Source organism: Arthrobacter sp. ok909 (assembly GCF_900104405.1).
Classification (GTDB): domain Bacteria; phylum Actinomycetota; class Actinomycetes; order Actinomycetales; family Micrococcaceae; genus Arthrobacter; species Arthrobacter humicola.
Genome location: NZ_FNJS01000030.1, coordinates 18,387 through 31,551, shown reverse-complemented (window position 1 = coordinate 31,551; position 13,165 = coordinate 18,387). Strand labels below are relative to the sequence as shown.

At 67.4% G+C, this 13,165-nt stretch carries 13 protein-coding genes; 9 read left to right on the top strand and 4 right to left on the bottom strand.

Translation table 11 applies throughout. The annotated features are described in order from the left end of the window. Window positions 1-10 precede the first annotated feature (10 nt). Window positions 11-610, top strand: a complete 600-nt coding sequence (recR, locus tag BLR03_RS18970; protein ID WP_090579574.1) for a recombination mediator RecR — start codon at window positions 11-13, stop codon at window positions 608-610. A gap of 450 nt (window positions 611-1,060) precedes the next feature. Then, window positions 1,061-2,419 (top strand): aspartate kinase, encoded by a 1,359-nt coding sequence (locus BLR03_RS18965; RefSeq protein WP_091255635.1) that lies wholly within the window; start codon window positions 1,061-1,063, stop codon window positions 2,417-2,419. A 165-nt stretch (window positions 2,420-2,584) separates the two neighbouring features. Here BLR03_RS18965 and BLR03_RS18960 read toward each other — a convergent pair whose 3' ends face one another. Further along, the gene (locus tag BLR03_RS18960) at window positions 2,585-2,779 is read right to left on the bottom strand and encodes a hypothetical protein (RefSeq protein WP_091255667.1); all 195 of its coding nucleotides are present in this window, start codon (window positions 2,777-2,779) and stop codon (window positions 2,585-2,587) included. Between the two features lie 143 nt (window positions 2,780-2,922). Continuing rightward, complete coding sequence (locus BLR03_RS18955) at window positions 2,923-3,147, bottom strand: hypothetical protein (protein WP_091255633.1); 225 nt, start codon at window positions 3,145-3,147, stop codon at window positions 2,923-2,925. Between the two features lie 163 nt (window positions 3,148-3,310). Between BLR03_RS18955 and BLR03_RS18950 the strand changes: the two genes are divergently transcribed. Genes BLR03_RS18950 through BLR03_RS18935 form a run of 4 tightly spaced genes read left to right on the top strand, consistent with a single transcriptional unit; the run spans window position 3,311 to window position 5,716 of the window. After that, window positions 3,311-3,745, top strand: a complete 435-nt coding sequence (locus BLR03_RS18950) for a MarR family winged helix-turn-helix transcriptional regulator (protein ID WP_254788595.1) — start codon at window positions 3,311-3,313, stop codon at window positions 3,743-3,745. A gap of 27 nt (window positions 3,746-3,772) precedes the next feature. Next, window positions 3,773-4,339: an SSI family serine proteinase inhibitor gene (locus tag BLR03_RS18945; protein WP_091255629.1), complete on the top strand. Its 567-nt coding sequence runs from the start codon at window positions 3,773-3,775 to the stop codon at window positions 4,337-4,339. Between the two features lie 4 nt (window positions 4,340-4,343). Further along, on the top strand, window positions 4,344-5,345 hold the full coding sequence (locus BLR03_RS18940; protein ID WP_254788593.1) for a 3-methyladenine DNA glycosylase: 1,002 nt from the start codon (window positions 4,344-4,346) through the stop codon (window positions 5,343-5,345). Further along, entirely contained in the window at window positions 5,342-5,716 is a 375-nt protein-coding gene (locus BLR03_RS18935) for a serine protease inhibitor (RefSeq protein WP_091255627.1), read from the top strand. Before BLR03_RS18940 ends, BLR03_RS18935 begins: the two co-directional genes overlap by 4 nt. A gap of 173 nt (window positions 5,717-5,889) precedes the next feature. Here the strand turns inward: BLR03_RS18935 and BLR03_RS18930 are convergent, their stop codons facing one another. Both BLR03_RS18930 and BLR03_RS18925 read right to left on the bottom strand, forming a co-directional pair. Then, window positions 5,890-9,099 (bottom strand): S8 family serine peptidase, encoded by a 3,210-nt coding sequence (locus BLR03_RS18930; protein ID WP_254788592.1) that lies wholly within the window; start codon window positions 9,097-9,099, stop codon window positions 5,890-5,892. 270 nt (window positions 9,100-9,369) lie between these two features. Next, complete coding sequence (locus BLR03_RS18925) at window positions 9,370-9,555, bottom strand: hypothetical protein (RefSeq protein WP_091255625.1); 186 nt, start codon at window positions 9,553-9,555, stop codon at window positions 9,370-9,372. Between the two features lie 263 nt (window positions 9,556-9,818). On the opposite strand from BLR03_RS18925, the gene purS reads away from it, so the two are divergent. The 3 genes from purS to purL are packed head-to-tail and all read left to right on the top strand — an operon-like array spanning window position 9,819 to window position 13,160. Then, complete coding sequence (gene purS, locus BLR03_RS18920; protein WP_018776110.1) at window positions 9,819-10,070, top strand: phosphoribosylformylglycinamidine synthase subunit PurS; 252 nt, start codon at window positions 9,819-9,821, stop codon at window positions 10,068-10,070. A 1-nt stretch (window position 10,071) separates the two neighbouring features. Continuing rightward, the gene (purQ, locus tag BLR03_RS18915; RefSeq protein ID WP_091255622.1) at window positions 10,072-10,830 is read left to right on the top strand and encodes a phosphoribosylformylglycinamidine synthase subunit PurQ; all 759 of its coding nucleotides are present in this window, start codon (window positions 10,072-10,074) and stop codon (window positions 10,828-10,830) included. Then, on the top strand, window positions 10,827-13,160 hold the full coding sequence (purL, locus tag BLR03_RS18910; protein ID WP_091255620.1) for a phosphoribosylformylglycinamidine synthase subunit PurL: 2,334 nt from the start codon (window positions 10,827-10,829) through the stop codon (window positions 13,158-13,160). Before purQ ends, purL begins: the two co-directional genes overlap by 4 nt. Window positions 13,161-13,165: the final 5 nt, after the last annotated feature.

Below are 13,165 nucleotides of genomic sequence, written 5' to 3'. Positions count from 1 at the left end.
CGAGGACATTGTGTACGAAGGTGCAGTTCAAGAGCTGATCGATGAGCTCGGACGCCTTCCCGGAGTCGGGCCCAAGTCTGCCCAGCGGCTGGCCTTTCACATCCTCGAGGCGGATCCGCAGGACATGAAGCGGCTTGTCGACGCCATCACCACGGTGAAGGAACGGGTCAAGTTCTGCACGGTCTGCGGGAACGTGACGGAGCAGGAACTGTGCAATATCTGCCGCGACCCGCGCCGGGATCCCTCGGTGATCTGCGTCGTCGAAGAGTCCAAGGATGTCCTGGCGGTGGAGCGCACGCGGTCGTTCCGCGGCAGGTACCACGTGCTGGGCGGGGCGATAAATCCGATCGCCGGGATCGGCCCGGAACAGCTCCGGATCCGTGAGCTGCTCACCCGGCTCAACGACGGCGCCATCCAGGAAATCATCATCGCCACCGACCCCAACCTTGAGGGCGAGGCCACGGCGACATACCTTGCCCGGATGCTCAAATCGATCGGGATCGCCGTCACCCGGCTTGCGTCCGGCCTGCCCGTGGGCGGGGACCTCGAATACGCCGACGAAGTCACGCTCGGCAGGGCCTTCGAGGGACGCCGGAACGCGCTGAGCTAGATATCCAATCCCGGCCCGCAGGACGTGTCCGGCGGGCCGGACCGGGCATGGGCACAATGCACCTATGCCCACCCCCGGCCGCGAAGAATGAGCATGTCCGGTGAAGGCCCGGCAAATCTCTCTCTCGCTTTCCCGATGGCGCTCTGCCCCTCCCCGGCCACCGGACATGTCCCGCGCCCACTCCTGCACATGGACACAATGCCCTTATGCCCACCGCTGGCCGCGAAGAATGAGCATGTCCCCCGGGGACCGGAGAGCATGCCCACCTCTGCGCTCCGCAGCGCTGAGCATGTCCGGCGGAATCGCTCCCGCGGAAAGGCCCGGTTGTCTACTATTCGGTCACAATTCAGCGGCGCAGGGCGCGCGGCGATAAACTGGGAGGAGAAGTTACGCCGTCGCGCCGTTTGGTTGCCTGGCCCAGAACCCCGATGATCCAGTGAGGGTGCGCGAATGAGTTTGCCCACTACCGAAGTCCAGCCCGGATCGCAGCCGCAGACGCTGCCCGTCTCGGCCGCCACCACCAAGCACCTTGTCGTGAAGAAGTTCGGCGGTTCGTCGGTGGCGGACGCGGAGGGCATCAAGCGCGTCGCCCGTCGGGTCGTGGACGCCCACAACGCCGGCGACGAGGTCGTCGTCGTGGTCTCCGCCATGGGAGACACCACCGATGAGCTCCTTGACCTCGCCGGACAGGTGACCGATTCCGCCCCGGCCCGCGAAATGGACATGCTCCTTTCCGCCGGGGAACGCATCTCCATGGCGCTGCTGGCCATGGCCATCAACAAGTTCGGCGCCTCGGCCCAGTCCTTCACCGGCTCGCAGGCCGGCATGATCACCGACGGCATCCACGGCAAGGCCCGGATCATCGACGTCGACCCGCACCGCATCCGCACCGCCCTGGACAAGGGGCACATCGCGATCGTTGCCGGCTTCCAGGGCATGAGCCGCACCACCAACGAGATCACCACGCTCGGCCGCGGCGGTTCCGACACGACGGCGGTGGCCCTCGCCGCGGCGCTCGACGCCGACGTCTGCGAGATCTTCACCGATGTCGACGGCGTCTACACGGCCGACCCGCGCGTCGTCCCGTCGGCCCGCAAGATCGACCGCATCTCCAGCGAGGAGATGCTGGAGCTGGCCGCCTCGGGCGCCAAGATCCTGCACCTGCGTTGCGTCGAATATGCCCGCCGCTTCGGGGTACCCTTGCACGTCCGTTCCTCATTCAGCCAGAACGAAGGCACCTGGGTCCTGCCCGGCGCCGACGACAAGATCACGACCCAAGAGGGAGTTGCCTTGGAGCAGCCAATCATCTCCGGTGTTGCACACGATCGTTCCGAAGCCAAAGTCACGGTTGTCGGCGTACCTGACATTCCCGGCAAGGCCGCCGCGATCTTCCAGGTCATCGCGGACGCCCACTCCAACATCGACATGATCGTCCAGAACGTCTCCACCCACGGCACGGGCCGGACCGACATCTCCTTCACCCTCCCGATCGTCGAGGGCGCCGAGGCCCTTGCCGCGTTGCACGCCGCACAGGACCGGATCGGCTTCGAGAGCATCGAATACAACGAGAAGATCGGCAAGCTTTCGCTGATCGGCGCCGGCATGCGCTCCCACCCGGGGGTCTCCGCGCGCTTCTTCGCGGCCCTCTCCGAGGCCGGAATCAACATCAACATGATCTCCACCTCCGAGATCCGTATCTCGGTGGTCACCCACGCGGACCTGCTCGACGACGCCGTCCGCGCCATCCACAGGGCGTTTGACCTCGACAGCGAGGACGAAGCCACGGTGTACGGCGGCACCGGCCGCTAACCGGCAACCAAGGGACACCACAAGCCGTCTGCGTGGCCGGGAGCGGGATTCCTGCCCGCATGTGCATGAGGAAGGGAGCGGCCAGCGCCGCTCCCTTCCTCATTTCCCGCACCCCTCTGTCCGGCATCCCGGCGGCCACGGCCGCACGGATGCCGGACCGGGCTCTCAGACCTCTTCTTTCCAGAGATCCGTCTTCCGGACAGCGTAGTGGTGTCCATGCGAGTCGGTCTCGACCTCGAAGCCTGCCAGGTCTTCTTCCGAGGCGTGCTCGTAGTCATCATGATGGTGAACGACAGGCGCCGCAGTGTCGCCCCGGTTGGCGGGTCCGAACAGGAGCCTCAGCTTGTCGGTCTTGTCCATAAAAGCTTTGACCGCACGTGTCACTAGTCCCACCCCCTTTCTTCGTCGCGGGTGGTTCAGGATGCTGCACAGCGGTGTGTCAGTGTCCTCATTTTACGCCCGACGGCGGCAAAAGGCCCCGGTGGGATACCGGGAAAACACGCCTAGCGAAGGGACTTGTCCTCCGGGTTGCGGGGCACCACATAGGTGCTGCCGTCGGGCCGGTGCATGGTCTCCCACTGCGCGGTCTCGGCCTCCCGCATCGCCAACAGCTGCCTGTTCTGCTCGGTCATCTCATGGCCGAGGGAACTGCGGTTGGCCGGCCCGAAAATCATCCGAAGCTTTCCGGTTGCCCGCATGAACCTCTGGGCGCCGTTTTCCTTGGCCATGGCTATCCTTTCCTGGGAACAAGACAATGCTCCCAGTGTACGCTAATCATTAGTGCACTAATCATTTGAAGGAGTCGGTGTGACCGAAGGAACCCCAGCAAACCAGGCAGCCCAGGTCACGCAGGGCACGGCGGACTCCCAAGCGGCGCAGGATGACCTCCTCCTGGAACAACAGCTCTGCTTCGCCCTAACGGTGGCCTCCCGGAGTGTGGTGGGCGCCTACAAACCCGTGTTGGACAAGCTCGGCCTGACCCACCCGCAGTATCTCGTCATGTTGTGCCTCTGGGAGGCCAGCCCCCGGTCCGTCCGGGACATCAGCGACGCCCTGGCCCAGGAGCCGGCCACTATCTCGCCGCTGCTGCGCCGGCTCGAAACCGCAGGGTTCATCACCCGCCAGCGGATGGAAGGCAACGAGCGCACGCTGGATGTCCGCCTGACGCCCCGCGGGGCGTCACTCCGGGAGCAGGCCACCGAAGTTCCGGGCATCATGATGGCGCGGCTGGGGCTGACGCGCGAGCAGGTGAGACAGCTGCACGCGTCCATGATGGACCTGATCGCCGCCACCCGGCCCGACCCGGAAGACGCACCCCGGCGGTAGACTGGGCAAAACTGAGGAGGACTGCTGATGCGCACTCAATCGGGCCGCCCGGCACTTGTTCTGGTGGCCGCCCTGATGGCCGCGGCCGGACTGGCCGCGTGCACGCCGAACAGCGGCCCCGCACCGTCTCCCTCAGCCAGCACGACGGCGGGACCGCCCTCCAGCTCCCCGACCGGCTCCCCGTCGCCGGACACTGAGACGACTTCCCCGGCCCCCTCGCCCTCCGCGGCCCCGCTGCCGTCCGGCCCGGGACAAGGAAACGCCGAGCTCGCCATCATGATCAAGCCGTCCGAAACCGCCGCCCCGACCAACTACACGCTCGTGTGCCAGAACGGGGTTCCGGCGGCCGAGAGCCAGCACCCCAACGCCGCGGCAGCGTGCATCGCCATCAAGAACAACCCGTCCATCCTCAGCCCCGTTATCGGCAAGGTCCAAGCCTGCACCCAGCAGTACGGCGGGCCGCAAACGGCGACCGTCACCGGCGTCGTGGACGGCCGGCAGGTTCAGGTGACGTTCAGCATGAAGGACGGCTGTGAAATCGCTGCCTGGAACGCCGCCAAGGACGTTCTGGGCTCATCCGGCGGGGCGAGCTGAGCCTTTGCACCTCGAGCAGGAAGAGTGGCTGCCCCGGCAGGCGGCCCACCAGCAGCGCGTCCGCCGCTATGCCGATCCTTACCTTGAGCGGCGTTCCGCGGGCCGGAAGCACCCCGTGGAGGATTTCCTCTTTACCTATTACACCCAAAAACCCGGCCAGCTGCTGCGCTGGCACCCGGGCGCCGGCGTCGTGCTCTCCGGCCCCGAGGCGGCGGCGCGGACCGGCTGGAAGTATTACCGCGCGGCCGACGGCGCCGAACTCGCCGCCGCCGGGCTGCCGGCGGACTCGCCGGCCGTGACCGTCGACGTCGACGCCTTCCTCCGGGATCGGCGGGAGGCGCTGCAGTTCGCCGGAATCATTCTCGCCGGGACTGCTGCGCGGCCCGCCCAGTTCGGCTGCTTCGGACTGCACGAGTGGGCCATGGTCTACCGGCAGGACAAGTTCGACGTCCGGCACGAGTACCTGACGATGCGGCTGGGGTCCGGGCGCACCGACGAGGTGGTGGAGGAGAACCGGATCCGGTGCTCGCACTTCGACGCCTTCCGTTTCTACACTCCGGACGCCGTTCCGCTGAACAGCCTGGTTCCCAGCAGGGAGAACCAGCGGACCATGGAGCAGCCCGGCTGCCTGCACGCCAACATGGACCTCTACAAGTGGGCCTACAAACTCTCCCCGCTGCTGCCCAGCGAGCTCGTCATGGACTGCTTTGAACTGTCATGGCGGATACGGGCCATGGACATGCAGGCCTCGCCGTACGATCTCGCCGGCTGGGGTTATCCGGCCATTCCCATCGAGACGCCGGAAGGCAAGGCAGAATACGTTGACCATCAGCGGACGTTCGCGGCCGAGTCGCAACAACTCCGGCAGCGGCTGCTGCAGGAGCTGACGCCCCTGCTCGATGCCGCGGCGCAACACCGAGGCCAGGACCGCCCCGGAAGCGGAGGCCGGCACGCGGCCCCGGCTCCGGCTCCGGCTCCGGACAAGAGTCTGAAAGGACCGACATGACAGGCACGGCCACCCCGCAGCACGACATCGATCTGACCATCCGCCTGAGCGAGGCACCCGGCGCGCCGGAATACACCTTCCGGCTCGAAGCCGCCGACGGCGAACCCTCCGCCACGTCGACCCTCCCCGCTCCGGCCGCCGCACTTGAGGCGGTCCGGCGCCACGGCGAGGCCATCTTCTTCCCCAAGCCGGGGCCCCCGCAGTTGTGCACGCAGCAGTACGGCGGCCCGCAGACCGCCGTCGTGACCGGCTGGTATCTGGGACGGCAGGTCAATAGCCGGTTCAGCCGGACTGACGGCTGCGAGATCGCGCGCTGGCGCGCCATGGCGGCGCTGCTCGGCGGCAGCGCAGGTTCCACGGGCGCCGTCTGACCCGGCAGGAATCCGGCCCCTGCCTCCGGCGGACGGGCTCCTGCCTCCGGCGGACGGGCTCCTGCCTCCGGCGGTCCGCTGCCCGACTCCTGATTCCTGACCCGGCGGTTTAAACAGCGACGGCCGGCGGTGCGAACCGCCGGCCGTCGCCGTTCCTTGGTGCCGTTATGCGCCTAGATGGCGTTATCCGGGGCGAAGGACGGATCGCTGTTCTGGATCTTGCCCTTCTCCTGCTGTACCGTCCTGCCCTTGTCATTGCCGCCGTCAGCGCTATCGCCCGGACCGGGGTTGCTGCCCTGGTCTTCCGCGGTCGGCGGTACCGCGACGGCCCCGGCCGGAGTCACCAGGACGGAGACGAACGTCGGCTCGCTGGCACCGGCGAAGGTGACGCGTCCGATGTAAGAGCCTTCGGACAGGCCCTTCCAGTTCATCGTGACGCTGCCAGCCCTGCCGCTGGGCAGACGCAGCGGGTTCGGGGTCAGCGAAGCGTTGCCGACGTTCGCGCCCAGCACCGCGGCGTCCACGGAGGCCTTGGTGGGCTGGCTGTTCGGGCTGGCGTACAGGTTCGCGTAGATCGTGTACTCGCCCGGGGCGGGGTTAGGGATGGATACCGATTCACTGGCGGACGACGTCGCGACCGTCAGCGGGCCCGCCGGGGTCATGACGTACATGTCGAAGTCGGCGTTCGGGTCGGCGGAAATCACCGAGAACTTGGCCAGCGGGGCTCCTGCGGGGACCGTGACCGTCTTGACGAGGTTCGAGGCATTCGTGTCACCCGTGAACGGCCCCGGGACCAGCTGCACAGCGGTGGAATCCGCCTTCGAGAGGCCGTCGAGGGTCATGCTGATCGGCGCATTCGTGCCCGAAACCACCTTGATCGCGCCGGATCCCGTCCCGCTCTGGGAGGTGAAGGCGACGTCGGACAAAGCCACTGCCGACTGTGGACGGACCGCGACCGGGGAGGTGACGGTCTTGTTGGCGCCCTGCCACGTCAGCGAACCCGTGGCGAACTTGCCCAGCGGCGCTCCCTGGTTTTCGAAGGAGACCTTGAAGGTCTGCTTCTCTCCGGCAGCCTTGAAGTTCAGGGCGGCCGGGGTCACGCTGACCTTGATGCCGGGAACATCAAACTTGGCCGTGTAGACCCCCGGTGTCAGCGCGGTCACCGTGCGTGTGACCTCGATCCTCCCGGCCAGGTTGCCCAGGGCGAAGGAGGGCAGGTTCATGTCCCGCGGCTTGGTGGTGCCGAGGCCCGGAATCCCGAGGTTAATGCCCGTGCCCTGGATGAATGCCAGGTAGTCCTCCGTGGAGGCGTCGTAGACGAGGCCCGGGTCCAGCACACGTGCCGGGTCCACCTCGCCCGCACCGGTGGCGAAGACATCGGTGTTTTTCGACCCGTCGGCATTCTTGACGTCGCTCGTGGTGGTCATCATCGCGGACTTGACGGCCGCCGGAGACCAGGAGGGGTTCTTGGCCAGGATCAGCGCCGCGAAGCCGGCCACGTGCGGGGACGCCATGGAAGTGCCGGACAGGAACCCGAAGTTGTCCCCGCCGGTGCCGATCGGCGAGACGCCGGCCAGCACGGCCACGCCGGGCGCGGCGACGTCCGGCTTGAGGAGATCGGAGCCGGCGGCCAGCAGCGGACCGCGGGCGGAGAATCCGGCGATCTGCGGCTGCGCCTCAAGGGGCAGACCCGTGGTGTCCTTGTTGACCAGGGACACCGTGATCGCCGGATTGGCGGCGACCTTGCCCTTGATGGCCTCGGTGGCGGGCGGGTTCACGTGGACGGTGGGGACCGAGTGCTTGTCCGTGTCCAGCGAGGAGACGCTCAGGTTGACCAGGATCATGCCGACGCCGCCGCCGCGCTTGACCTCGGCGCTCTTTGCGACGCGGTCCACAACGCCGCGGTCACAGACCACAACCTTGCCGGCGATCTTGGCCGGGTCGAGCGAGCCGTCGCCGCACAGGGCCGGGTTGGTACTCCCGGCGGCGCCCGCGTTGGCTGCCAACACGACGCCGGCGTTGGAGACCCGGCTGTTCATGATGCTGGCGCCGCGGTACTTGCTGCCGTCGGAGAACTCGACCGTGCCCTGCAGCTCCTGCGAAAAGCTGCTGGCGGCGACCGTCGTCATCCACGGCGCGCCGTGGTTGACGGTGCTGGCGGCCGGGCCGGAGTTGCCGGCGGAGGCCGCCACGAAGATCCCGGCCGAGGCAGCCGACAGGAAGGCCAGGGACACGGGGTCGGTGGTGGTGTCCGTGGCGCCCGAGATGGAGTAGTTCAGGACGTCCACGCCGTCCTCGATGGCCTGGTTGATGGCCTCGATGGCCGACGACGAATAGCAGCCGCCGGTGTTGGGATCGGTGTCTTCCCAGCAGACCTTGTAGATGGACAGCTTCGCGGCCGGCGCGATGCCGCTGGTCTGGCCGAAGCTCCGGCCGTCAACCATGGCTTCGACATTGGCGTTGCCTGCGGCCGTGCTGGCCGTGTGGGTTCCGTGGCTGGCAGCGTCGACCGGCGACAGCCGCTCGCCCGGCGCCCAGTCCGCCTGCGGGACATAGCTTGCGAACTCGTCGCCGAAGTAGCGGGCGCTCAGGACCTTGGAGTTGCAGGCGGTGCCGTCGAAGTCAGTGCCGGCCTGGCAGTCGCCCTTGAAGAGCTCGCCGTCGGCTTTGAGCATCTCGATCTTGCCGTCCGCGCTGCGGTAGGGCACGCCGACGACGGGATTTCCCGTGAGTGGTTTAACCGCGTCGCCGGCAAAATAGGCGCTGGACGGGGTGTACCCGGTGTCGATGACCCCGACCACAACGCCCTTGCCGGCCCCGTCCTGGCCGCCGAACTGGGTGTTCCAGGTGCCGTGGGGCCCGCTGAGCTTGAGGAAGTCGGTGCTGGAGTAGTCCGGAGCGTTCTCCGTGTCCGGCGCGACCACCAGGACGGAGGGGTCCCTGGCCAGCTTGATGGCCTGGTCCGCCGTCAGCTTGGCGCTGAAGCCGTTGAGGGCTGCCGTGAACTGGCGCTGGATCTTGACGCCCTGCTGGCCGGCGACCTGGGCCTGCTTCTGTTCCAGGTGCGCCCGGTACTGCTTGACTTCAGCCTTGTCGGCATCCAGCTTCTTGCCGGAGGCGGGCTTCGTGGCCGGCAGCCCGGGCGTCCCGCCGCTGTAGGTTGCGGACGGCTTTTCCGCCAGGACCACAATGTAGCGGCCGTCCTTGTAGTTGTTCGGATCAACATTCTTCTGCGCGACACCGGCCGCGGCCGGCCCCTGTGCCGGGGCCGCGTTGGCAGGTGCGATCCCGATGGTGGACAGAAGTACCGGCAATCCCAGGGTCAGCGCCGCGACCCTCCGTAGTCCCCCGCTTCGAAGGAAGCTCTTTCCTGGTGATGTCACGAGTGATGAACCTTTCGTAAAGGAACGGCCCGGCTTCTATACCGGGCCCAGCAGACTGGCGGGGCCGCACCGGGCGATTGCCCGGCCTGCCCCGACGGATACCAGCCGATTCATACAGTACAGACTGAGAGCCGGATATGACATAGACCACAAGAAGCTATTTAAAATTTGTCACGCAGTACGACACGATGAGTCGACGAAGCGTCTGAGCTGCGTCGATAGTGAGGTCGATAGGAAGTGGAGAGGAATGTGCCGCCCGGGCGGGGTGGCCTACTGGCGCGGAGTCCGGACGACCTCGCTGATCCATGCCCGGGTCTTCTCGTCCAGCGGTCCGGCCACCTTGGTCTGCTTCGCTGCACGATCGGCCCTGATCTTCTGCAGGACCATCCGGCCCAGGCCGGCGAACACGGCGGCGGCGACGACGGGCAACAGCACGGATTTCGGTTTCGGAGCCATGCGCACATCCTACTGACCCGCGGGCGCGCGGGACCATAGGCCGAAGCGCGTCGCGCGGCGGCGTTTGTCCAGTTCAAGGACCTCCCGGGGAGGCCATGTTCACACTGCCCGCCCGAATGCGGCCGGACGCACCGCGGCCGGTAGAATGGGCATGCAAGCTCGCGGAGCGCCCTTTCACGTTGCCCTCAACACACAGCGGACCGGCGTGAGACGGCACCACTCCGCTGCGCCCTTACCCAATGCTCACGCACAGGAGTTACCGGATGCCCCGGATCGTTGTCGACGTCATGCCCAAGCCCGAGATTCTGGACCCGCAGGGGAAGGCCATCGTCGGTGCGCTGCCCCGGCTGGGTTTCACCGCTTTTAGCTCTGTCCGCCAGGGCAAGCGCTTCGAACTCACGGTCGACGGCGAGGTGACCGAGGAGATCCTGGCCCAGGCCCGCGACGCCGCGGAAACCCTGCTGTCCAACCCGGTCATCGAGGACGTCGTCAACGTCGAGGTCGTTGAGGCCTGAGATGACTGAACTCCCCCTGATCGGCGAGGCTGTTGCCGTCGCCGCTAACCCACAGCTCGCGGGGGCGCGGATCGGCGTCGTGACCTTCCCCGGCACCCTGGATGACCGCGACGCCGCCCGTGCGGTCCGCCTGGCAGGCGCCACCCCGGTGGAACTCTGGCATGCCGACACCACCTTGGGTGACGTCGACGCCGTCGTGATTCCCGGCGGTTTCTCTTACGGTGACTACCTCCGCGCCGGCGCGATCGCCCGTTTCGCGCCGCTGATGTCCAAGATCATCGACGCCGCCAACGCGGAGGCCAAACTGCCGGTCCTCGGCATCTGCAACGGTTTCCAGATCCTGACCGAGTCGCACCTGCTGCCCGGCTCCATGATCAAGAACGACCACCTGAAATTCATGTGCCGCGACCAGGTCCTCCGCGTGGAGAACAACTCCACGGCGTGGACCGGCGACTACGCGGTCGGCCAGGAAATCACCGTGCCGCTGAAGAACCAGGACGGACAGTACATCGCCGACGAGAAGACCCTGGACGCGCTGGAGGCCGACGGCCGCGTCGTGTTCCGCTACGTCGGGTTCAACCCGAACGGTTCCCGCCGCGACATCGCCGGGATCTCCAACGCCGCAGGCAACGTGGTGGGCCTCATGCCGCACCCCGAGCACGCCGTGGAGGCCGGCTTCGGCCCGGAGGAAGGCTCCGGCACCGAAGGCCTCGGCTTCTTCACCTCTGTCCTGAACCAAATCGTGGGAGGCAACAAATGACGGAGACACCCGCAGTGGCGGCGCCCGCGGAGACCACCCGGAAGTTCAACATCGACACCGTGGAGAACGCGGCGAAGACTCCGGACACCGAACTGCCCTGGGCCGAACTGGGCCTGAAGCAGAACGAGTTCGACGAGGTCGTCAAGGTCCTGGGCCGCCGCCCCACCGGCGCCGAGCTCGCCATGTACTCCGTGATGTGGAGCGAGCACTGCTCCTACAAGTCCTCGAAGAACCACCTGCGCCAGTTCGGCGAAAAGGTCACCGAGGAGATGAAGAAGGACATGCTCGTGGGCATCGGCGAAAACGCCGGTGTCACCAACCTGGGCGACGGCTGGGCCGTGACGTTCAAGATCGAGTCGCACAACTCGCCGTCGTTCGTGGAGCCCTACCAGGGCGCGGCCACCGGCATCGGCGGCATTGTCCGCGACATCATCTCCATGGGCGCGCGCCCGGTGGCCGTGATGGATCCGCTGCGCTTTGGCGCCATCGACCACCCGGACACGGCCCGCGTCATGCACGGCGCCGTGGCCGGCATCGGCGGCTACGGCAACTCGCTGGGCCTGCCCAACATCGGCGGCGAAATGGTCTTCGACTCCGTGTACCAGGGCAACCCGCTGGTCAACGCGCTGGCCGTCGGCGTCATGCGCCACGAGGACATCCGCCTCGCCAATGCCTCCGGCAAGGGCAACAAGGTGGTCCTATTCGGTGCACGCACCGGCGGTGACGGCATCGGCGGCGCCTCGGTGCTGGCCTCGGAGTCCTTCGACGACACCAAGCCGTCCAAGCGTCCCGCCGTCCAGGTGGGCGACCCCTTCGCCGAGAAGGTCCTGATCGAGTGCTGCCTGGAGTTGTTCAAGGGTTCCCTGGTGGAGGGCATCCAGGACCTGGGCGCCGCGGGCATTTCCTGCGCCACGTCCGAGCTCGCCTCCAACGGCGACGGCGGCATGGAAGTCGAACTGACCTCCGTCCTGCTGCGCGATCCCACCCTGACCCCGGGCGAAATCCTGATGTCCGAGTCGCAGGAACGCATGATGGCCGTGGTCACCCCGGAGAACATCGCCGCGTTTGAAGCGGTCATGGACAAGTGGGCCGTGGAATACTCCTGGCTGGGCGAGGTGACAGACACCGGCCGCCTGATCATCACGTGGGAAGGCGAAGTGATCGTCGACGTCGACCCGCGCACCGTCGCGCACGACGGCCCGGTCTACGACCGCCCGTATGCCCGCCCCGAATGGCAGGACGCCGTCCAGGCCGACTCCTTCACCGGGTCCGTGCAGGACGCCGGCCGCCCCTCCGCCCCTGCGGACCTGGCCGCCGCGATCACCGAGCTCGTGGCCTCGCCGAACATGTGCGACAAGTCCTGGATCACCAAGCAGTACGACCGCTACGTCGGCGGCAACACTGCCATGGCGTTCCCGGACGACGCCGGCGTGGTCCGGGTGGACGAGGAAACCGGTCTGGGCGTCGCCCTGGCCACCGACGCCAACGGCCGCTACACCTACCTCGATCCGTACCACGGCGCGCAGCTGGCCCTGGCCGAGGCGTACCGGAACGTGGCAACCTCCGGCGCCGTGCCGATGGCCGTCAGCGACTGCCTGAACTTCGGCTCCCCCGAGGACCCCGACGTCATGTGGCAGCTGGCCGAAGCCATCCGCGGCCTGTCCGACGCCTGCATGGTGCTCGGCATCCCGGTCACCGGCGGCAACGTCTCGCTGTACAACCAGACCGGCACCACCCCCATCCACCCCTCCCCCGTGGTGGCTGTGCTGGGCAAGTTCGACGACGTCGCGCGCCGCACGCCGTCGGGCTGGAAGGAAGACGGCCAGGCCATCTACCTGCTGGGCACGACGGCTGCCGAGCTGGACGGTTCCGAATGGTCCAACCTGCGCGGACACCTCGGCGGCCTGCCGCCCAAGGTTGACCTCGACGCCGAACGCGCACTGGGCGAGATCCTGATCAACGCCTCCCGCGACGGCATGGTGGACGCCGCCCACGACCTCTCCGAAGGCGGCCTCGCGGCGGCCCTCGTGGAATCGTCCCTGCGCTACGGCGTGGGTGCCCGGATCGCGCTGCAGGACGTCCTGGACCGCGACGGCGTGGACCTGTTCACTGCGCTCTTCTCCGAAACCCAGGGCCGCGCCATCGTCTCGGTGCCCCGCTCGGAGGAAATCCGCTTCACGGACATGTGCACCGCCCGCGGCTTTGCGCACCTCCGGATCGGTGTGGTGGACGCCGAGGGCGGCACGCTGGAGATCAACGGCGTCGAACCCATGAGCCTTGACGCGCTCCGCGAAGCCCACGAGGCGACCCTGCCGAAGTACTTCGGCTAGTCCCC